Annotated in this window: 17 protein-coding genes; 8 read left to right on the top strand and 9 right to left on the bottom strand. The window is 40.7% G+C overall.

All coding sequences use genetic code 11. The annotated features are described in order from the left end of the window. Nucleotides 1–202 precede the first annotated feature (202 nt). Together EHS11_RS20520 and leuS are read left to right on the top strand one after the other, a co-directional pair. Nucleotides 203–382, top strand: coding sequence for a hypothetical protein (locus tag EHS11_RS20520; RefSeq protein WP_135766032.1), 180 nt, complete (start codon nt 203–205; stop codon nt 380–382). Between the two features lie 27 nt (nt 383–409). Further along, the gene (leuS, locus tag EHS11_RS19325) at nt 410–3013 is read left to right on the top strand and encodes a leucine--tRNA ligase (RefSeq protein ID WP_135766031.1); all 2604 of its coding nucleotides are present in this window, start codon (nt 410–412) and stop codon (nt 3011–3013) included. Here leuS and EHS11_RS19320 read toward each other — a convergent pair. From EHS11_RS19320 to thrC, 3 genes are read right to left on the bottom strand one after another with little or no spacing between them, the layout of a single operon-like run. After that, nucleotides 3003–4145 (bottom strand): LIC10486 family protein, encoded by a 1143-nt coding sequence (locus EHS11_RS19320; protein ID WP_135766030.1) that lies wholly within the window; start codon nt 4143–4145, stop codon nt 3003–3005. The genes leuS and EHS11_RS19320 overlap by 11 nt on opposite strands. Then, on the bottom strand, nt 4145–4855 hold the full coding sequence (locus tag EHS11_RS19315) for a hypothetical protein (protein ID WP_135766029.1): 711 nt from the start codon (nt 4853–4855) through the stop codon (nt 4145–4147). The genes EHS11_RS19320 and EHS11_RS19315 overlap by 1 nt, the downstream gene beginning before the upstream one ends. A gap of 50 nt (nt 4856–4905) precedes the next feature. Next, nucleotides 4906–6258: a threonine synthase gene (gene thrC / locus EHS11_RS19310; RefSeq protein WP_135766028.1), complete on the bottom strand. Its 1353-nt coding sequence runs from the start codon at nt 6256–6258 to the stop codon at nt 4906–4908. A 95-nt stretch (nt 6259–6353) separates the two neighbouring features. Between thrC and lepB the strand changes: the two genes are divergently transcribed. From lepB to EHS11_RS19295, 3 genes are read left to right on the top strand one after another with little or no spacing between them, the layout of a single operon-like run. Then, nucleotides 6354–6953, top strand: coding sequence for a signal peptidase I (lepB, locus tag EHS11_RS19305; protein WP_135766027.1), 600 nt, complete (start codon nt 6354–6356; stop codon nt 6951–6953). Between the two features lie 2 nt (nt 6954–6955). Continuing rightward, complete coding sequence (locus EHS11_RS19300; protein WP_135766026.1) at nt 6956–8767, top strand: penicillin-binding protein; 1812 nt, start codon at nt 6956–6958, stop codon at nt 8765–8767. A gap of 11 nt (nt 8768–8778) precedes the next feature. Then, on the top strand, nt 8779–10638 hold the full coding sequence (locus tag EHS11_RS19295; RefSeq protein WP_135766025.1) for a motility associated factor glycosyltransferase family protein: 1860 nt from the start codon (nt 8779–8781) through the stop codon (nt 10636–10638). On the opposite strand, the gene EHS11_RS19290 is transcribed toward EHS11_RS19295, so the two are convergent. From EHS11_RS19290 to EHS11_RS19265, 6 genes are all read right to left on the bottom strand, one after another. Further along, the gene (locus EHS11_RS19290) at nt 10635–11693 is read right to left on the bottom strand and encodes an OmpA family protein (RefSeq protein ID WP_135766024.1); all 1059 of its coding nucleotides are present in this window, start codon (nt 11691–11693) and stop codon (nt 10635–10637) included. The two genes, EHS11_RS19295 and EHS11_RS19290, sit on opposite strands and share 4 nt — an antisense overlap. Nucleotides 11694–11764: 71 nt before the next feature. Beyond that, on the bottom strand, nt 11765–13273 hold the full coding sequence (locus tag EHS11_RS19285) for a sigma 54-interacting transcriptional regulator (RefSeq protein WP_135766023.1): 1509 nt from the start codon (nt 13271–13273) through the stop codon (nt 11765–11767). Further along, complete coding sequence (gene prfB / locus EHS11_RS19280; RefSeq protein WP_135766022.1) at nt 13274–14401, bottom strand: peptide chain release factor 2; 1128 nt, start codon at nt 14399–14401, stop codon at nt 13274–13276. A 55-nt stretch (nt 14402–14456) separates the two neighbouring features. Further along, entirely contained in the window at nt 14457–15296 is an 840-nt protein-coding gene (locus tag EHS11_RS19275; protein WP_135766021.1) for a hypothetical protein, read from the bottom strand. Next, nucleotides 15296–16576, bottom strand: coding sequence for a phosphoribosylamine--glycine ligase (gene purD, locus EHS11_RS19270; RefSeq protein ID WP_135766020.1), 1281 nt, complete (start codon nt 16574–16576; stop codon nt 15296–15298). Before purD ends, EHS11_RS19275 begins: the two co-directional genes overlap by 1 nt. Beyond that, nucleotides 16566–19256, bottom strand: a complete 2691-nt coding sequence (locus EHS11_RS19265) for a valine--tRNA ligase (RefSeq protein WP_135766019.1) — start codon at nt 19254–19256, stop codon at nt 16566–16568. The genes purD and EHS11_RS19265 overlap by 11 nt, the downstream gene beginning before the upstream one ends. Before the next feature lie 64 nt (nt 19257–19320). On the opposite strand from EHS11_RS19265, the gene EHS11_RS19260 reads away from it, so the two are divergent. Genes EHS11_RS19260 through EHS11_RS19250 form a run of 3 tightly spaced genes read left to right on the top strand, consistent with a single transcriptional unit; the run spans nt 19321 to nt 21237 of the window. After that, the gene (locus EHS11_RS19260) at nt 19321–19512 is read left to right on the top strand and encodes a hypothetical protein (RefSeq protein ID WP_109021879.1); all 192 of its coding nucleotides are present in this window, start codon (nt 19321–19323) and stop codon (nt 19510–19512) included. Between the two features lie 7 nt (nt 19513–19519). After that, nucleotides 19520–19954: a hypothetical protein gene (locus tag EHS11_RS19255; RefSeq protein ID WP_135766018.1), complete on the top strand. Its 435-nt coding sequence runs from the start codon at nt 19520–19522 to the stop codon at nt 19952–19954. Then, a complete protein-coding gene (locus EHS11_RS19250; protein ID WP_135766017.1) occupies nt 19951–21237 on the top strand; it encodes a hypothetical protein in 1287 nt (428 codons plus the stop codon). Before EHS11_RS19255 ends, EHS11_RS19250 begins: the two co-directional genes overlap by 4 nt. Nucleotides 21238–21288 lie beyond the last annotated feature (51 nt).

Genomic DNA, 21288 nt, shown 5'->3' with positions numbered 1-21288 from the left:
AAAACTACCTTTCCCATTTAAAAAAATTCTCATAAAAAAAATCCACTCTTTGCGCACAGTAAGCTAATTTTTTTTGACCCGTGGGCGATGATTTTATATAAAGTAACTTCATCGTAGTGTTCTCCCGAAACCTTCTCTTAGCCAATTTGGAAAGTTATGAACAGCACTGTCGATAAGCGTTGATGTTTTAGGTAAAAAAAGAATGCTGGAATGCGATACAGAAATAGCAAAGGTGAATGAGATCAATTTAAATTTTAATGCCCCGAAGGTATGCTCAGAATGTGGCAATGTTTCTATCCTTTTTCAGAACGATCTTTGTAAAGTTTGCCTGTCCAGGAGTTTCAAAAAGCTTGTAAAAATCATTGATTCCGTGAGAAAGTAATAAAAGCAACTTTTCTCCCGTTAGTCGATGAATTACCCCTTCCAAGATATTGAACCAAAATGGCAAACCCATTGGGCAGAAGAGAATACCTTCCGCACCAATCCCCATTCTACCAAACCAAAATACTATTGTTTAGACATGTTTCCTTACCCAAGTGGTGCAGGATTGCATGTAGGCCATCCTGAAGGATATACAGCGACCGATATTATCTCCCGATTGAAGAGAATGCAAGGATTTGAAGTCCTCCACCCTATGGGTTGGGATGCATTCGGGCTTCCTGCGGAACGATATGCCATGACAACAGGCGTACACCCTAGAGAAACCACCAAAAAAAACATCGATACCTTCCGCAGACAGATCAAAATGCTGGGGCTTTCCTACGATTGGGAAAGGGAGATTTCCACCACAGACCCCGAGTATTACCGATGGACCCAGTGGATCTTCCTACAAATCTATAATTCCTATTTTGATCGAAAGGAAAAAAAAGCCAAATCGATTGACGGACTAGTCTCTCTTTTTGAAAAAGAAGGTTCCTCTTTCTTTGAAGGGAAAGAACTCCCCAAAGGAGTGAGTTTTTCCGCGTCCGCTTGGAAAGAAAAGTCCCGCAAAGAAAAAGAAGATATTTTATCCTATTTCAGACTGGTTTATGAAGCAAGCATTCCGGTTAACTGGTGTGAGGCGCTCGGAACGGTTCTTGCCAACGAAGAAGTTGAGGAATGGACTTCCAAAGGTTATTCCGTAGAAAGAAGGCCAATGCGTCAGTATATGATGCGCATCACTTCCTACGCGGAAAGATTATTGGAAGATTTATCTCTTTGCGAATGGCCGATTTCCACTTTGGAAATGCAAAGAAACTGGATTGGAAAGTCAGAAGGACTGGAAATCGAATTTCCTTTGGAATCGGGAAAGGGAAACATCCTGGTTTATACAACTCGTCCTGATACCATTTTCGGTGCTACTTATATGGTCCTTTCTCCGGAACATCCTTTGGTCCCCGAAATCACCACTGCGGAACAAAAATCCGCGATCGAAACTTACCAAAAAGACTGCTCTCTCAAAAGTGATTTGGAAAGAACGGAGCTGAATAAAGACAAAACTGGAATTTTTACCGGTGCTTATGCCGCTCTCCCTACCGATTCTTCCCAAAAAATTCCCGTTTATATTTCCGATTACGTTTTGTACGGATATGGAACCGGTGCCATCATGGCAGTTCCTGCACATGACCAACGGGACTACGATTTCGCAGTAAAATTCAATCTTCCGATCATTCCTGTCATCCAAGGAGAAATCTCGGAAGGCAAAGCATTCGACTCGAAAGAATCGGTATGCATCAATTCCAAATCAGATTCGCTCTCACTTGATGGACTAGCCTACAAACAAGCGTTTGCTGCTATTTCCGATTGGGCGGAACTGGAAGGGATTGGAAAAAGAAAAACCCAATTCAAACTCAGAGATTGGCTTTTTGCCAGACAAAGATATTGGGGAGAACCGATTCCACTTGTCCACTTTGCAGATGGAACCCCGCAAGCTTTATCAGATGTGGAACTTCCTCTTGTACTTCCCGACCTGGAAGAATTCAAACCTTCCGGCACAGGCGAATCCCCGCTTGCCTTGGCAAAAGACTGGCTTATTTATAAAGATCCGAAAACAGGCGAAACCGCAAAAAGAGAAACCAATACCATGCCGCAATGGGCGGGATCTTGTTGGTATTACTTGCGTTATATTGATCCGAAAAATGATAAGAGGCTGATCGACCCCGAATTGGAAAAAAAATGGATGCCTGTGGAAGTGTATGTGGGTGGAGCGGAACATGCCGTATTACACCTGCTATATTCCAGATTCTGGCACAAAATCCTTTTTGACCTGGGCCATGTTTCCACTCCCGAACCTTTTCAAAAATTAGTCCACCAAGGACTGATTCTAGGAGAAGACAAAGGGAAAATGTCAAAGTCCAGAGGAAACGTAGTCAACCCAGACGATGTTGTTCTTGAATTCGGCGCGGACACTCTTCGTCTTTTTGAAATGTTTATGGGACCTTTTGAAATGTCCAAACCTTGGAGCAAAAACGGAGTCGATGGAGTATTTCGTTTTTTAAATCGGGTATGGAGATTGTTTCATTCCGGAGCGGAAGAATCCTTCCTGATCCAAGATATAGAACCGACGGAAGCGGAATTAAAAACTCTTCATCGTACTCTTAAAAAAGTAAAAGAAGATATCGACGGATTTGCTTTCAACACTGCTATTTCCCAAATGATGATTTTTGTGAACGAAATGACCTCATCCGGAAGAAAACCAAGAGCAATTTTTGAACCGTTTCTATTGGCGCTTTCCCCTTTTGCTCCCCACCTAGCAGAAGAAATATGGAGCAAACTTGGTCATAAAAAATCTTTAGTTTATGAACCTTATCCTTCCTGGGATGACAAATATTTATTGGATGCAACAATTACGATTGTGGTGCAAGTGAACGGAAAGATGCGAGGTGAGTTCTCTGCGGCAAGAGACGTAAATCAAACAGATGCCATCTCGCTTGCCAAAAAAGTGGAAAAAGTCCTTCCCTTTATCGAAGGGAAGGAAATCAAAAAAGAAATCTATGTTCCGGGTAAATTGGTAAATTTAGTAGTTATAGGATAACCATTACAAAAATAAGGAATCCGACCAAAATGATCGCTGCAAAAACCCCTATTAAAGTATAAAGAGTTCCCGCTCCGCTTGATTCCTGTTTTTTCTTGCCACCACCTGACTTTTGTTTTGTGGAAGGTGTTGAGCTGGCAATTTTAGGAATCGCGATTTTCACAGGATGTTCTTCTATGGAATGAAAAAGATAATTATTCGGGCCTTCTGCAAAAATATGATATTCATTCTTGGAAGAAGCAATTCCCAAAAATTTACCTATAATAGGTGCCTTTGCAACATTTCCATCTTCATCAATCAACCCGAGTAGATTTGCATTGGTCATACCTTCCGCAGTATCCAGTGGAACACGAAATAAAATCTCCTGACCTTCCATCAGATCATCAAAGTCAATTCCACTGATGGGAGAAATGACAGTCTTCATTCGAAGTTCTTTTCCAAACCCGACTCGAAATTGTTCCATCTGACGATCGATAGGTGTCATGTCTCCCGAACGAACACCAGCCGCTGGAATGGAAGTCGTATCAACAACTTCAGGAGCGGGAGAGATTACTTCCTCTTCCGGTTTGGCAACCGGATTGATCGTTCCTTTCATAGGATTTTCATAACGAAATTTGGCACTGGACAGCTTATCAATCTCAGCCTGGACTTTGACTCTTCCGGCTTTTGTGGCCATAGTAATGGCAGGCTCAATCAAATCGGAAAGTCGGGAAGGATCCTTCTTTTGCCAAAAAGGTAGAAACTCATCCAATGTTTCCTTTGTAAAAAGACGGTGCAATGCCCGACCCACATTTTCAGAAAGAGCGACATCCATCCCACCGCTTTTTCCAATATCAGCTAAGTCCTGCGATATTTGTATATAATCCGCAAAAGTACGAATCCTTCTGAAAATCTGCGAAGTGCCTACCACTGAATAAATTTCCATGATGTGTTTTCGGATGGAAGATACCAGAATGAGCAACATTCCGTTTTTATTATCAATATCTAACTTAAGTTTTATGAGATATGAGTCTGTGATCTTACCTTGAAGAACCTCTTTTGCTTGTTCATCGGTAAAAACCGCTTCCAGGGTAAGACCAATCATATCCGCTTGGCGTTTTAATAATTCAGTTTTAGGTTGTGTATCGGACATTATTCTACGAACAGTTGCTGTTCCCCATTTCGAGAAGTATTCATTATTTCCAAAGGAACTTCGACGCGCGCGATCGTTTCCTTTTTTCTTTCGGAGGAATAGATTGAAAATAGTCTTCTATCAAAACCAGATTGAGATAAAAGAATTTCTACCATTGTGATTCCCATTCCTGCTCCTTCCGTGTTATCCCCATGTTCCATAAAGAACTCGAAAAGATTATCATATTTCTTCGCATTCAAAAACTTTTCTCTGATTCGTTCCGCCTCAATAGGAATTAAAGGAAAATTGTTTCGTATTTCCAAATCCACTTTGTCAGGTTTGTAAATACAGGAAATCTTAACTTGATAACCGTATTCTCTCATTTTCTTTTTATAGGCGGGGAACTTTCTTTCGTTTAGATTCGATTTGAAAAACTTCATTCCTTTTTCATAATCTTCTAAATTTTGAATATTCAACTTCATTTCTTCAAAGATCATTCTTTTGATAGCGGCTTTGGTTGAATTCACTATCAATTCTTTTGCGGAAGTGTAGAAGAGCTCCATCAAATCAGGTCTTCCTACATGCGCAAGTACGGAGGACAAGACGTACTTTAATACCGCTTCGCCGGAATCACCCAGTACATAGGTAACAATAGAGATCTTCTTTCCAAGAAGAATGCCTTTGTCAACGGCATCGCGAAATTTCGGTGGCAGAAGGATTTCCATATTTATGAATGTTGTTCAACTTAAGGAATTTGCCACAAATGAGATGTTTTGTCTACCTATTTATAATGATTGAGTTTTTTCCCTAAAATTTCCATCACGCTGCCAAGCTCTGCGGGACAGGAAATAATGGAATTGCTTAACTTTTCATCAGTTCCGGGAATCTTTCTTTCATGGTAATTGACTTTAAATTCCGTAAACTTTAGCCCGTTGGCAGTGGAAATTACGACGACTTGATCGCCTTTTTTTATGTCTCCCCTTTCTTTTGCCTTAAGCATTGCTGCAAGCGCCACGCCCGTATGGGGATCATTATAAAGACCATAAAGATCTCCCCTAGCCGCCGCATCCGATAGTTCTTCTTCAGTTGCGACTTCCACAATCCCGTCAAATTTTTTCAAGATACGAATGGCCTTTTTGACAGAAACCGGATCTCCGATTTGAATTGCAGAGGCTAAAGTTTTTTGTGCCGTCACGGATTTGAAATTTGCAAAACCGGATTGGAAGGAATCATAAAGCGGACTTGCATTTTTTGCCTGTGCCAAAAGGATTCGAGGCAAACGATCAATGAGCCCAAGCTCTTTCATCATTTCAAATCCCATTCCGAGTGCGGAAACATTTCCTAAATTCCCGCCCGGAATTACGATCCAATCCGGAACATTCCAGTTCAATTGTTGTGTAATTTCGATTGCGATGGTTTTTTGTCCTTCAATCCGAAGGGAATTCATCGAGTTGGCAAGATAGATTGATTTTTCGCGGGTAACTTGTTTTACAATCGCCATACAACCGTCGAAATCCGTATCCAAGGCCAGAACCAAAGCTCCGTTCGATACCGGCTGAATCAATTGTGCCGTGGATACTTTGTTAGCTGGTAAAAATATAATGGAAGGAATGCCCGCTTTTGCCGCGTAAGAAGCGAGTGCGGCTGATGTATCTCCTGTAGATGCACAAGCTACGGCATCAATCGGAACACCATCCGCTATCATCTGTTTGACTTGGCTGACAAGTACTGTCATACCGAGGTCTTTGAAAGAACCAGTGTGGGAGATACCACATTGTTTGATAAAAAGTCCGCCTAGATCCAGGTCTTTTGCCCAACGGTTGGCATCATAAAGATGGCTTGTTCCTTCGCCGGAAGTCACAATATTTTCCACTTTGATTTCGGGCAGAACCCATTCCTTTTTCCCCCAAACCCCCGAGGTAAACGGAAATGCCCGGGAACGATATCTGGAATCAAACAGATCCTTCCATTCCTTTGCGGAAATTTTCTTCAATTGGTCCAAGTCATGTTCTACAGAGAGAAGTTCTCCGTCCCTTTCGCAGGAGTAAATGACCTGCCCTAAAGAGTATGTTTTCCCACAGGTTTCGTGGGTGCAGCGAAACTGCGCGCGGAAATCATTTTTTGTAAGTGACATAGAAATTCTAATCCAATCTGATTTAGGTTAAGTTCCTTTTCCATGTTAGGGAAGGGAGTAAAAATCACGAATGATTTTTATTTTAGAAACGACCCATGGATAAAGAAAGAGAAATCATCCCTTTGAAAAAAAAGATAAAACGTTACTTGAAACGGATCTTGGGATTGTTACTTTTTTGCGGGATTTTGCTTTTAACCCGGATCTTTCTGTTTCAGGTTTATTCCATTCAGGGAAATTCAATGTATCCTACCCTCGAAAACGGTTCCATAGCCTTCGTATGGAAAGCTGGGTTTGCCATTTCGGCTAAATTTTTCGGCACTCCCTGGGCATATCGGGAGCCAAAGATTGAAAAGTTGGATCTGGTTCTATTTGCAAACCAGGAAGGCGATCTGATCGTCAAAAGAGTGATCGGTTTGCCGGGTGAGTTTTATTCCATTGAAGCCGGAAGAGTAGTAATCGACTCACAAATGTTACTCGAAAATTATCTTCCTCAGGGAAGTTTCACAAGCGAACCGGACAATTCCATATTTCTAAATCTTAAAAATTCACCTTTTTTGGCAATGAACTCTCAGGGAAGAATCCCTCCCGGATACTATCTTTTATTAGGTGACAATCGGGAATATTCGACCGATTCCAGAAGTATGGGTTTGGTCCCTGTGGAAAAAATCAAAGGTAAAGTCATTTTTTATTTTTAACAATGAACGAAAGCAAACTCAGACTTCGCTATATATTTTATCTACTGCTCGGTCTTTTTTTCATTCTTTTCATAAGAGTCATCTATCTTACCTACTTTAACGACAATATCATCAACTTGAAGGCCGGCAAACTGGTTCAAAGAGGTACTATCTACGACAGACGAGGAATCGAGCTTGCCCTATCTCAAGAATCTTCCACAATAGGGATTGATCCGCCTAACATATATGACCCGGAGCTGACTTCCCAGGAATTAGCGCCGATCTTGGAAATCTCTCCGGAAAAACTATTCAATACGATTCGGGAGAAACAGAATTATTTTCTATTAAAACGCGAAATTGAACAGAAAAAATCAAATCAAATCAAAGCACTTGCTTTGCCCGGAGTGCGCGTAGAAAAAGAATTCAAAAGAATTTACCCGCAAGGATCTCTTGCCTCGAGCCTGATCGGTTTCACCGGTTATGATGATGACAAAGCGCTCTCGGGACTCGAAACAATCTATAATCTGGAACTGTTATCAGCTGCCGATGCAGACTCTGCCAAAGGAAACAATGTCCACTTAACAATAGATAGTATCATTCAATACCGGTTGGAAAAATCATTGGGCAAGGCATTTCTGGAAACCCAATCCAAAAAGGGAATAGGAATCATAATGGATGCGGAAACCGGCAAAATTCTTGCTATGGCTTCCTATCCCAATTTTGATCCGAACCATTTTCAGGATTTTCCTCCCGAAGCCCAAACCAATTGGGGGATCCGTCATGTATACGAGCCGGGTTCCACCATAAAAATATTTATCGCATTGATGTTGTTAAATGAAGGCGCCATTCTTCCTCATGAAAAATTTTACTGTCCGGGATTTATAGAAGTGGGAAAAACCATCATCCGATGCAATGAACAGCACGGACCTGTGGACTTGGAGGAAATATTGCAATACTCTTGCAACGTAGGAATCATCAAAGCGTCTCAAAAAATCTCAGACGTTACCTTTCACCGTTATCTGGATCAGTTTCATTTCGGGAAACGAACGAATTTTTCCTTACACGAAGCAAGAGGTTATCTTTCCCCCCTTTCCAAATGGAACAAAAGCACACCTTTCTTCTATTCTATCGGTCAAGGTTTGTCCGTTACACCGATACAGCTGATCACATCCGCTGCGGCGGTGATCAACGGAGGAATCATGTATGAGCCCTCGGTTGTTTCCCATATAACAAACTCATACGGTGAGCTTGTTCACGAGTTTGTTGCTAGAAGCGAACCCTTGGGAGTGAAAAAAGGTGCCGCTGAAAAAGTTGTGGAAGCAATGAGCAAAGCAGTCACTTCGGGAACCGGCAAAAAGGCATACTTGGAAAATTATTTCATCGCGGGAAAAACGGGAACGGCACAAAAATCAACGGCCGGTCAGGGTTATAGCCAAGGTTTATTTACCGCCTCTTTTTTGGGATTTTTTCCTGCCGACAAACCAAAGTATGTCGGCCTTATTCTTTTCGACGAACCCGGAGGAACCGCACATACGGGAGGCGGGATTGCCGCACCTGTATTCCGGGAAGTTGTGGAAAGTATCATTCCCATTGTGGAAAGAAGTGAAAAACCGCAAAACTATGTTTTGAGAACCAAAAAAGAAAAACAATTCAAACTGGATCCGAAGATCGTACCTGATTTTACAGGAGTTACCGTTTCCGAAAGTTTGGTTATACTAAAAAAATTGGGGCTTCCCTATCAGATCATCGGATCGGGCTTTGTTATGAAACAAGAACCCGATCCGGGTACTCCCGTAAAATCCATAACACAGATTAAACTGTTTCTCGAGAACTAGTTTCCATTTCGATGAATCAAGATCTTTTAGAAAAAAATTTAAAATCGGTTTCAGATGATTTTGCAAAAGAAATCAGAGAGAGCGAAATTCCTTCCGCTTTGCAAAAAACAAAATCAGGAGACTGGACGATCGAACTCGACGGTATCTTTCTCCATAGCAAACATGATCCCAAAAAAGAAGCGAACCGATTGGTTGCAGAACTTCCCGATGACAACGAAAAAAGAGTTTATCTTTTGTTTGGTGCTGGCCTCGGATACATACTACCCGATATACTGAAAAAAAAGAATATTGATGTAGTTTGGATGGAACCCCATCCTTTTTTAGTCAAGGCGGCATTTTCCCTATTTGATTTTTCGTCCGCGCTCTCTTCGGAAAAATTAATCCTGATCCTGCATGCAACTAACGAAAATGAAATGACCATAGCGTTTAAAGGAAAAGCAACGACTCCGATTACATTTGTTCCTCATAGAAGTTCCTGGGCCTGGAAAGAATCGGAGTATGCGCGACTTCGTTCCATCGCTGAACAAACCTTCCATAAAAAAGACGTAAACCTAGCCACGCTCACCCGATTTGAAAAGATCTGGGCAAAAAATATATGTTTCAATCTTTCCGATCTCATTCGGATGAAACCTGTCTCTTTACTCTTCGGTTTGGCCAAAAACACGAAAGTACTGGTTGTTTCGGCAGGACCCAGTCTCTATGAAAGCATAGAAGAAATCATCCAATACCGGGATCATTATGTAATGATTGCGGTTGATACCGCCTTACCAATCTTAGATCATTTTAAGATAGAACCGGATTTGGTTTATTCAGTTGATCCCCAAGCTTTGAATAGCCAGTATCTGGAGAGTCATATGGGAAATTCGATTCTTATATTTGATCCGACTTCCACTTACTTGAGTTTGCGGTTGGAATCAGGTCCGAAGAAGGGTTTCTTTACTTCTTCTCCTTTTCCTATGGTCAAAGTCTTAGAAGAAGTTGCGGAAAAAGAAATCGGCCATGTTCCTTTCGGCGGTTCCGTTTCTACGAACGCAGCAAGTCTTGCCACACTTATGGAGTCGAAGGAAACATTTTTAGTAGGTCAGGATTTATCTTTTACGAAAGGCTTGGCTCATTCCAAAGGCGCTATAATGGAAGAACGATTAAATTATAAAGAGTCGCGCCGATTCAGAAGGGAACTTCATAACTATCGCCAATTGTCAGCACTTCCTCCCAAAAAAGTAAAAGGAAAAAACGGAGAAGATCACCTAACCAATGAAAAGATGCTGATTTTTAAAAAATGGTTCGAATCCAATGCAAAGGAAAACAATTGGATCAACTTGACCAAAAACGGAGCGGACTTGGAAGGGATTCCCAATAAGGAGTTTAATAGTAGTTTTACGGACTCCGACAGGTTGCAGGCCGATCCGGTTCGTAAAAAAATCCGGACACTCGCCGATGGAACAACCGATTATATTCCAGCGGCCTCTCTTCTCAGCAAACTTGATGAAGTCATAAAACATCTGAATGAATTTTCCATTCCTGTGAAAAGAGGATTGGAACTTTCTAAAAAATTATATTCTCAAATTAAAACAAATCAAATTCATCCTCAAAGGTTCCAGGAAGATCTCAATAAAATGGATTCGATTGATAAGATGGTATCTCAGAAAAAAGGATTGAACGAAATCTTAAGTCTGGGAATCCAAAGAACGATTTTGACGATAACGGAAGGATATGAAGACCAATTGAGTTTGGAAGAAAGAGAAAATGTCCAATTGGGTATTGCAAAAAAGTCAATGCTTTTGTATGAGGGACTTTTCGAATCCCTCAACACAACAAAAAAGAATCTTAAAAAAACCTTATACCGTTTGGCTGAAGAGTCTTTAGTCTAAGGTTTTTTTTCCTTTGACGCATCAACACCTAATACAGAAAAGTCGACTCGTCTGTTTTGTATCCTTCCCGCTTCCGTATAGTTTGTATCTATATTTGTAGTTTCTCCGAAACCTCTGTAATCCAACTGGGAAGAACTCACTCCGCTTTTTTCCAATTCATCTTTGATGAATTTCGCACGTTCGTCCGATAAAATTTTATTTTCATCCAATTCCCCGATAAAACAAGTATGTCCTTTGATTCTTACATTGATTTCAGGATATTCTTTCAATACGGAAGCAAGAGTTGCAATTTGATCGGGAGCATCCGAAGAAAGTGTTAAAGATTGTTTGATAAACCGGATCTTCAAATCGTTGATATACCGAATCGCTTCTCCACGGGATTTAAACTGAGAAGTGACCTTTCCTTCTTCCACTTCCACTCGATTCAAATCAATTTTCGGAGCGGCATGAGAATTAGCTGAAGTAACGTTTGTTTGTTTGGAAACGGTATCCTTGGAAGATGCGCAAGAACATGTTTTTGCAAGATAGGCAATGGCAAGAACTACAATGACTACTAAAGCGATTAAAATCCATTTTTTATAAGGTTTTGGTTGCTTCTTTCCATAATTATTCAGTTCTATTAACTCATCGTATTCCGGAGTCGGAGCGATATCTTCTTCTGATTCATCATAAGAATGAAAATAAGAAATTGAATCTTCCTCTTCTTCGAAAATTTTACTTTTCGATTTTGTGTTCGATGATTTTGATTTTTTAGAAGTAGTTTTTTTAGTAGAAGGTTTTTTGACAGCGACCGAAATCTTTGCCGCCCATTTGCGAATCTCTGTTCGCAGGTATTCGTCCGCCTCTTCCGAGAAACTGAAGTTTTCCCGAATGTATTTTACGGTCCTTTTTTCGATCTCGGTATAATCGTTTCCATCTTTGATGGCTTCAAAAAGGTTCTTGGCAACATTTTTGTTTAAAGGGGATTTGGTACGTTTAGTAGCCTTCTCGACGATCTCGAGTAACTCCCGATCATATTGTTTGCCTTTTATGGTTCGGTAATAACTATCAGCCACGTAAACACCCCATATGTTTTATATCGACCCGAGGGTGCTCCGAATCGAGCCATTTTCCAAATTAGATGGCCCTAGGAGTTGTATCCGATAAGAAATTGGTTGTTTTTGATCTTATATTGGAGAGCACCTCGGCTAATCCCTAGAAGTTTGGCGGCTTCCTCCTGTGTGGAAACCCTTTGAAATGCTTCCTTGATCCAGACTGCTTCCAGTCGTTCCGTTGCAATTTTCAAAGAGAGATTCTCACTTGGGGTCAAAATGTCCGGAGGAATGGACAGGTTCGAACCTCCCATTTGACTCACAGGCAAATCGGATTCCAATTTGCCTAAAGAACTTTGAGCAAAGGAGGTTGCGACTAGTTCGGCTTCTGGTGCAACTAACACGGAGTATTGAACCGCGCTCTGCAGCTGCCTTACATTTCCTCCCCAAGGCATAATGGCTAAAGCACGCAAAGCTTCGGTTGTAAGTGTTTTATTTTTTCCATATTGGCGATTGTAAGTATAGATGAAATGGTTTGCAAGAAGAGGAATATCCCCTCTTCTTTCCCGAAGAGGGGGCACTCTAAGTGGAACTTCCGCTAGGCGATAATATAAATCCATGGAAAATTTTCCATTTTGAATTTCATCTAATAAATCCCGTTTGCTTCCGGTAAAGACCCTTAGGCTCAAAACATTGGTTTCATCCGAGTTTGGGTTTGGAATTTTTTTCTCTCTTAAAGTGACAAGCAACCGCTCTTGCAGATCAAAAGGAAGATCTCCGATTGATTCAATATAAATCGATCCGCCATTTGCCTGTTCCAATTTTCCCGCATTGAAAATTTTACCGGAATAGGAGCCGAACAATTCCGCTTCCAATAACTCATGACTAAGTCCTGCACAATCGACTGTAAGAAATGCTTTGTTTTTTCTTTGGGAAACAAAATGAAGGGATTTTGAGACTAATTTTTTACCAGCACCTTCTTCTCCGATGATCATTACGGAAGTATCGGAAGGTCCTACCTGGCGAATTCTGTTTTTTAAAAATAAAATCAAAGGATCGTAACCCAAAATCTCTTCTACCCGATCTTCTTCCCGTTTCGATTTTTCAACGGCTTCCTTTGCAATCCGTTCTTCCAATATAACTATTGTCAGTTGAGATGCGAATAAATTGGCTTGGTTGATGATCGCAGGCTGGAAAAAATCCACCTTGTCGGACTCCAGGTTCAAAACTCCGATCGTAGTATCTCGGGTCACAAGCGGAATCGCGAGTTCTGATCTTACAGATTCGATCAGTTTGATATAATTGGCATCTTTGGTAACATCGGGTGCATAAATGATTTCCCGGGAAGATGCGGCTCTACCCGTTACCCCTAAATTGAAAGGTAATTTTACGGCGATTTTTTTCTCCCAATCCATACCTTTTGCGGCAACGATCGTAAGAACATGTTCTTCCTGGTCTGTAATGGAAATACTTCCCGTAGTGGCACCAAACAAAGACAAGGTGACATCCAGAATATAATTGAGTCTGTCGGAAATATTCGGTAAAACATGGATTTCTTTCTGGATCTTTCGAATTGTGCTCGAAATATCCTGAGACTGGGCCATTTACGCTTTCACACCGAATTTTAAATTTGTTACGTATTTCAGAAATGCGATGACAAAACCTTCCAAGTCTCCGTCCATCACAGCGTGTACATTTCCCGTTTCAAAGTCGGTACGGTGGTCTTTCACCAAATTATAAGGATGGAACACATAACTTCGAATTTGCGAACCCCAAGAGATGTCTCTTTTTTCTCCGGCTTTCTTTTCATTTTCCTCTGCCGCTTTTTGTTTTTCCATTTCATAAAGTCTTGCCTTCAACATTTTCATGGCGGTATCTCTGTTTTTAATCTGAGATCTTTCATTCTGACAAGCAACCACAACACCGGACGGAACGTGAGTGATTCGAACTGCCGAATCCGTCGTATTTACGTGCTGACCACCGGCACCGGAAGAACGATACACGTCGATCCGCAGGTCTTTTTCTTCAATATTGATTTTGATATCATCATCAACCTCGGGAGTTACGTAAACCGAAGCAAAGGAAGTATGTCTTCTTTTATTGGAATCGAACGGAGAGATTCGAACCAATCGATGCACACCGGATTCGCATTTTAAATATCCGAAAGGATGATCACCATGCACATATAAGGTAGCATTCTTGATACCAGCCGCCTCGCCTTCCTGATAGTCAACAAGCGAAACCTGGTATCCTTTTTTTTCACAATAACGGGTGTACATTCGAAGTAGCATATCCGCCCAATCCTGAGATTCCGTGCCGCCGGCACCCGGATGAATATTGATAAATGCGGGCTTATCGTCGTCATTGCCGGAAAGAGCATCTAACATCTGCAAGTCTTCAAATTTGCCGTATAATTTTTCATAATCGGAATTGAGACTGGGCAAACCTTCTTCCCCCAGTTCTTCGCTGGTAAGCTCGATCAAATCGGGCAATTCCAATAATTCCTTTTGCAATTCCAGCCAAGGGTCCAATTTCATCTGCAACTCGTTTCTTTTCTGAGTTACGGTCTTTGCCTGGTCGGCATTGTCCCATAGTTTAGGATCATTTGCCTTTTCCACCAAGGATTGCAAACGGTCGAAATCTTCCTGAAAGTTGTGGAGATCCCAGTATTCTTTAAACCTAATGATTGTTTCTTGGGTTTGTTTTTTAAGTTCTTTGAGCGAACGATCCATGTGGTTACAAAATCAAAATAATTAGGAGAGTGATAATTAAAAGCGAAAATCGAAACTAAAAGAGAGAGTCTTTGCGAATTCTCTCTTCTTCCCACTGGAAGACGGTTTCGCGTAATTGGGGAGTATTGCCCTCTACAGTTGAAATAAGAGAAAATCGGCTTTCCTTTCCGTAGGTATCCGGTAATTTTTTTAGAATGAATTTCCCTGCTTTGATCAGTTCAATCACATGGACCAAAAACGGATCTCTTTCTTGTTTGCTCATTTCTTCCATGGAATAGTAGAAAGTGGAAAGACCCTTATAAAACCAATCAATGTATTCGTTTTTGCCCTTGGGCCAAATTTGTTCGATTTCGATTTCAGATTCCTGGACAAGAGATTTTCCTAAAAAAGGTTTTTGTAAAAGCCTGCATTGAAAATAGATTTCGAAATTTAAATCCCGATCACCTCCCTTTTCAAAATCCACTCCCATCCAACGAATCCAGGATTTTTTTTCTTTGATAGAGAGAGAGGGAATCAATGCGAACAAATAACCTTGGTCCCGAAAGATCCTTTCATGAGATAGATACTCCAGAATCTCCAACGGAATCATATAATGACCTTTTTTCCACTGCACCACATAGGGAATGGATTCGATCTGCATATATTCTAACGGTGTTTCCGTCCGAGTGACGTCACCAAACTGGGTTAAGACGAAAATAAAAGATAATAATTCCTGCCGGCTGAGACCGCTAAGCACATCGACAGACCCACCTAACTGAAGTAAAGCGCGTCGGATCATGATATGCTGCTGCAAGTGAGGCTGGTTTTCGGATAAAATAATGCCTAGATGTTTTTCAAAATTGCGAAGACTGCCCTTCTCAAAATTTTTTACATGACCTGAAATTGCAAAAGACATTATAAAGCCCGTTTTCCTATATCACGACGGTAAAAAGTATTCGGCGCTGAAATTTTGGAAAGAAAATTATAGCATTGATTCAATGTTTCTTTCAAACTTATCGATACGGCTGTAATTCCTAAAATCCTTCCTCCGGTGGAAATCAATTTGTCAGATGCGTCTTTTTTGGTTCCTGCGTGAAATACCAAAACGGAATCCGCCGGAGGTGGAATCTCCAACTCGATCCCTTTCATCGGAGCATCAGGATAACCTTTTGCCGCAAGAACTACGACAGCGCTGGCTCCCGGCTTTAATTTCAAATCTCTGGATTTTAAAGAGTTGGTGGACGCCTGATAAAAAATCGGAAGTATATCTTCATCAATCAAACGAAGAACACATTGAGTTTCCGGATCGCCAAACCGGCAATTGAATTCTACAACATTCGGTTTTTGATCTTTAGAAATCATAAGGCCTACATAGAGAAGCCCTTTGTAAGGAAATTTTCTATTTCGAAATTCGGCAAGAATCGGTTCAATGATGGTCTTTTTTACTTCTTTTAAAACCGTATCGCTGACAATCGGTGCAGGCGCATAAGCACCCATACCACCGGTATTCGGACCCACATCACCATCAAACGCCCGTTTGTGGTCTTGGGCTGCCGGAAGGCAGGTGTAATTTTTGCCGTCGGTAATTACAAATAAAGATGCCTCATTTCCTTCCAGAAAGGATTCGATCACAACCTTTGCACCGCTTGCACCGAATTTCTGTTCTATGAATATATCATTTAATGCTTGCTTAACTTCATCAAGGGTAAGTGCAACAGTTACACCTTTTCCTGCAGCCAGACCGTCCGCTTTGACAACCAGAGGAAACATCTGCTTTTGAGAATAGGACCAAGAAGAATGAAAGTCTTCAAAAACTGCGAAAGATGCAGTTGGGATATAAGCGTCTTTCATCATTTCTTTTGCGAAATGTTTCGACCCTTCTATTTGCGCACAATAGGCGGACGGCCCGAAACAAGGAATTTGAATTTCGTCACACCAATCCGCAAGTCCCGCAACCAAAGGATCTTCGGGCCCGACTACGACCAAGTCCGTATTTGAATTTTTGATATAAGCCAGAAATTTGTTTTTATCCGTGATCGAAATTTCATTCGAGTTTAAAATCAAATGGGAGTCAAAACCGCCATTGCCCGGAAAAACTTTTAGTTCTTCCAGATGGGAAGATTGGAGTATGGATTGCGCAAGAGCATGTTCCCTACCACCACCGCCAATTAACAAAACTTTAAGTTTATTTTTCAATTTTCTCTAACGCTCGTAATGTGCTTTCCAGCTTTTCTTTCCAAGTAGCGTGCTTTTCTTTTTCTTTTTCCACTACCTCGGGTTTTGCTTTTTCTACAAAAGCGGGATTATGAATCTTTGCTTCTAATTTTTCAATCTCTGCAATGATTTGTTTTTTCTCTTTTTCCAATCTTTGTTTTTCTTTTTCAAAATCAAAGATCCCCGCAAGAGGAAGAATGATTTCTCCTATGGAAAAAGAGCCGACAGAATCGGTATTTGCCAAGGTGTAATCATTATCGAACAGAATGGAATCTGCTTTGGCAAGCTGAAGCATGGATTTGTTTTCTTTTTCAATGATCAGAGAAACGGTTTTGTCTTGTGACTTGATAATCACTTGGCATTTTTTTTCCGGTTTCACCCCGAGTTCAGCGCGCATATTTCTAACTTTTGTTACAATCTCTTGCAGAAGTTCCATTTTCTTAACCGCAGGGTTGTCGGAAGAAACTCCGAACGGTTTCGGAAATTCCGACCTGGTCAACAATTCGTCTTTCAAAAAGGAATGAATCTCTTCCGTAAGAAAAGGCATAAAAGGATGCAAAAGTCCGAGTGCCTTCAGAAGTATATGCACAAGAACTTGTCTTGCAGTGTCTTGAGATTCCGGTGTTAGGTTTCCGTAAATCCTCGCCTTGCAAAGTTCAATGTACCAATCACAAAAAGAACCCCAGATAAAATCATAAACCAGGTTCGCCATTTCAAAGAAATGATAATCGGAATATGCTTTTTCATATGAAGCCAATGTCTTATCGAATTCATGCAAAATCCAAAGGTCTTGTTCTTCCAACTTGTTTACATCCAAGTCCCTGATTTTAAACTCAGAAGGAAGATTCATGAAAATGAATCGACTTGAATTCCAAATCTTATTGCAGAAGGAACGATAACCGTCTAACCTGGATTCATCGAACAGGATATCCTTTCCTTCCGGCAAAACCGCTGCGAGAAAGAAACGAAACGAGTCCGTTCCGTACTTCGACATCATATCCAGCGGATCTATCACATTGCCAACGGATTTACTGAATTTTTTACCGTCTTTGTCGCGCACAAGTCCGTGGATCAGAACTTTATGGAAAGGGACATCTCCCATAAATTTAAGTCCGTTCATAATCATTCGGGCTACCCAAAAGAAAATGATATCGAAGCCGGTTACTAGTACCGCAGTTGGGTAATACTTTCGTATATCATCTGTTTGGTCAGGCCAGCCGAAAACGGAAAAAGGCCAAAGTCCCGAAGAAAACCAGGTATCCAATACATCTTCATCCTGTTTGATTTCGGAAGCAATTACCTGTTTGCCTGATTTTTGAAAGAGTTCGATCGCTTCTTCCGTGGATTCCGCAACTACCATGGAACCGTCGGCAAGATAATAAGCGGGAATGCGATGTCCCCACCAAAGCTGACGGGAAATACACCAGTCCCGGATATTTTCCATCCATTCGAAATAGGTTTTTTCCCACATCTTCGGTTGGAACTGGATTTTGCCGGACCGAACTATATTTAACGCTGGTTTTGCGAGATTTTCTATTTTAACAAACCATTGAGTGGAAAGAAGTGGCTCGATGACAGCGCCGCCTCTTTGATTGTGACCGACACTGTGAGTATGGTTTTCTATTTTATCGATGTAGCCAAGAGATTCCAATTCCTCGACTACTTTCTTTCTGGCTTCAAAACGATCTATCCCCGAATACTTGCCCGTATTTTCATTGAGAGTTCCGTCAAGATTTAGGATCATAAGGGGCTTCAGGCCGAGTCTAAGTCCGGCTTCGTAGTCATTGAGATCATGCGCCGGAGTAATTTTTACAAGACCGGAACCGAATTCTTTATCTACGAAGGAATCAAACAGTATTGGAATTTCTTTATTTACCAAAGGAAGGACGACGAACTTCCCTTTTAAGGATTGGTAACGTGAATCATCGGGGTTCGCGCAAACCGCAACGTCACCGAACATCGTTTCGGGTCTTGTGGTAGCTACCACAATGTAATCGTCTTTGCTAAGGGATTTGACATCCTTTTTCGTTTTTAAAGCGTCGGCCTTAGGGTAACGAATATGATAAAGTTTTCCCAGTTTTTCCTTATACTCGACTTCTATATCTGAGATTGCCGTTTTGGTAACAGGGCACCAATTGATAATCCTTTCTCCCCGATAAATCAAACCTTCTTCGTATAACCTTTTAAATACGACCGTTACCGCTTTTGAAAGTCCTTCATCAAAAGTAAAACGCTCCCGACTCCAATCAACTGACTCACCGAGCAGTCTTTGTTGTTTGGCTATGATTCCCCCGGAATGGGCTTTCCATTCCCAGACTTTTGCATTGAACTCTTCTCTGGTAAAATCGGTCCGCTTTTTTCCCTCTTTGGCTAACTCTCGTTCAACGACAACCTGAGTGGCGATTCCGGCATGGTCCATGCCGGGGACCCAGACAACATTTTTCCCTTTTTTCCGTTCAATTCGAATGATTATGTCTTGAATCGTATGATTGAGAGCATGGCCGATATGCAAATTTCCCGTGACATTGGGAGGAGGGATGACAATGGAAAAACTTTCTTTCGCATTTTCATCGGGCAAGAAAGCATTGGTTTCCTGCCATTTCAGAATCCATTTCGATTCTACGGATTCTGGCTCATAACGATCGGAGAGTTGTTTATTCATAAGGATAAAAATTTCTTGGACTTACTATGTTTCTTCCGTCCGTTACTGGTCAAGGAATCTGTGGATGTACGTTGACAGAAAATATCTTAAAAACAGGATGACAGGCATGAACGCAAAAACAGCAAAAATTTTGGGAAAATTCGCTACTTTCAAAGGTGTTTCCGAAAAACAACTTAAGAGAGAATGGCAAGGTCTTTCTCAATTCGATAAAGATAAAAAAAGACAAGAAATCCTCAAAGAGTTAGTTAAAAAATAAGGGAGCCTTGGCTTCTCGCATTTTAACTTTACTTATACTCACCTACTCCCTTTTTCTCTTAAGGGAGTCTTACCTTTCTTATATCAAATTTCAGAAGTTTTATAGAAAACATTTCGAAAATGTCGCGGCGGAGCTCCCTCCGAATCGATCGGCAAACTCCATTCTTCGTGAATTTGCCGAATTCCCATTGGACCCATCAAAATGTCCCGAACTGTTTATTTTGGTTCCGGAAACCACAAGCCCGAATCAAGTGCTGATCCGCCAAGTCATTGAATATAGTTTCACTCCTTGTGAGATAAATGTAAAAGAAAACGATTGGTCGCCTAACATGAGTTCATCAACATTAATCCTGACCTCCAAGGATAAGATTCAAAATCGGAATTCGGCAGATACTATTGTGCAGACTTCCAAAAATTACAATCTGTTTCAGATAAAACCATGAACGTCTTTATTTTTGGCTTTTATATACTTTCGATTTTATCCTATTTTTTGATTTTGATTTTGCCGGCCCAAAATCGATTTTTATTCAGCCCGGTGATTTTTTGTGCAATTTTCTTTTTGATCTATCATCTGGTTTATAAAAAATTCCGCTTTATTCTTACAACTGTTCGAAGCATCCCTTTTTCCTATTATCTGATATTGATCGTATATGTGATCATCGGAGTTTACGGAATGTATCTGCGTTTGATTGCGGAACCATACGGGATGTGGGATGCCTGGGCAATTTGGAACCTAAAAGCAAAATCGATAACTAATGAATTTTTGTTCGGTAACCAAGTAAACTTTTCTAATGATTATTGGCCGCATAAGGATTATCCGTTAGGTCTTCCTTTGGTTCATTCTTCGATTGCCATTCTGCTCGGAGGATGGAGTGAATGGATTTCCTATGGAATTCAGGTTTTATTTTTTATTGTCATCGGGTTCGTGTTTTTACTCTATTCTCAATCGAAAAAACTACATTATGTTTACCTAATGTTCCCTTTATTGATTTTGGCAATGAATTCGCAAGTGTTGGCAATTGTTTCCGATCTTTGTGCGGAAATGGCGTTGAGTTGTTTTTTGACCGTGATTTATTATTCTCTAATTCATGGGCCAGAAACCGATTTGGAAAATGGTTCTTATGTCGGAACCTTAAATTATGGACTGGTTTTTGCAGCTCCGTTAATAGTAAAAAACGAAGGAATCATTTATGTAGGCGCGATTTTATTTTTATATTCGATTGTTTGTGTTTTGAGCAATAGGTTTGTCGGCAAAAACGAACCCGCGCGAATCAAAAATCTTTTCTACCTACTATTACCGTCCATACTTATCATATTATTATTAATCTACTGGAAATACAAAGGGAATCAATTGATTCCTGAGGATTTTAACCGAGGCGATGTTAGAGGAAAGCTAACTTGGGAGTTGATTCTTGGAAAGTTATCTTTTATTAATATTTATTTTTTTACTTTTCAATTCTCAATGATGAGTGGTATATTTTTTATAGCGATCACGTTAGGTCTCTTTGTAAAGAGGATGGGTTTTATAATTGTTGCTCTTCACATGTTCATTATTTTGGTTATTTATAATTTCCTCTTTATCATTTCAAATAAAGACATTTCTTGGCATCTGCATACCGCTTACGTTCGAATTCATTCCTCGCTAATCGCTCCGGCGATTTTTTTTGGTTGGAGTTCGATTATAGTTTTATTAACCAGCAAAAGGAAATCAGGCTTAGAAGTATGAAGACTGCGCTCAACATTCTTAACATAATAAATATTACACTATTTTGTATTT

This window comes from Leptospira ilyithenensis, assembly GCF_004771005.1.
GTDB classification, from domain to species: Bacteria; Spirochaetota; Leptospiria; order Leptospirales; family Leptospiraceae; genus Leptospira_A; species Leptospira_A ilyithenensis.
Note: the sequence above shows the minus strand (reverse complement) of the source record. Positions and strands in the feature narration are given on the sequence as shown.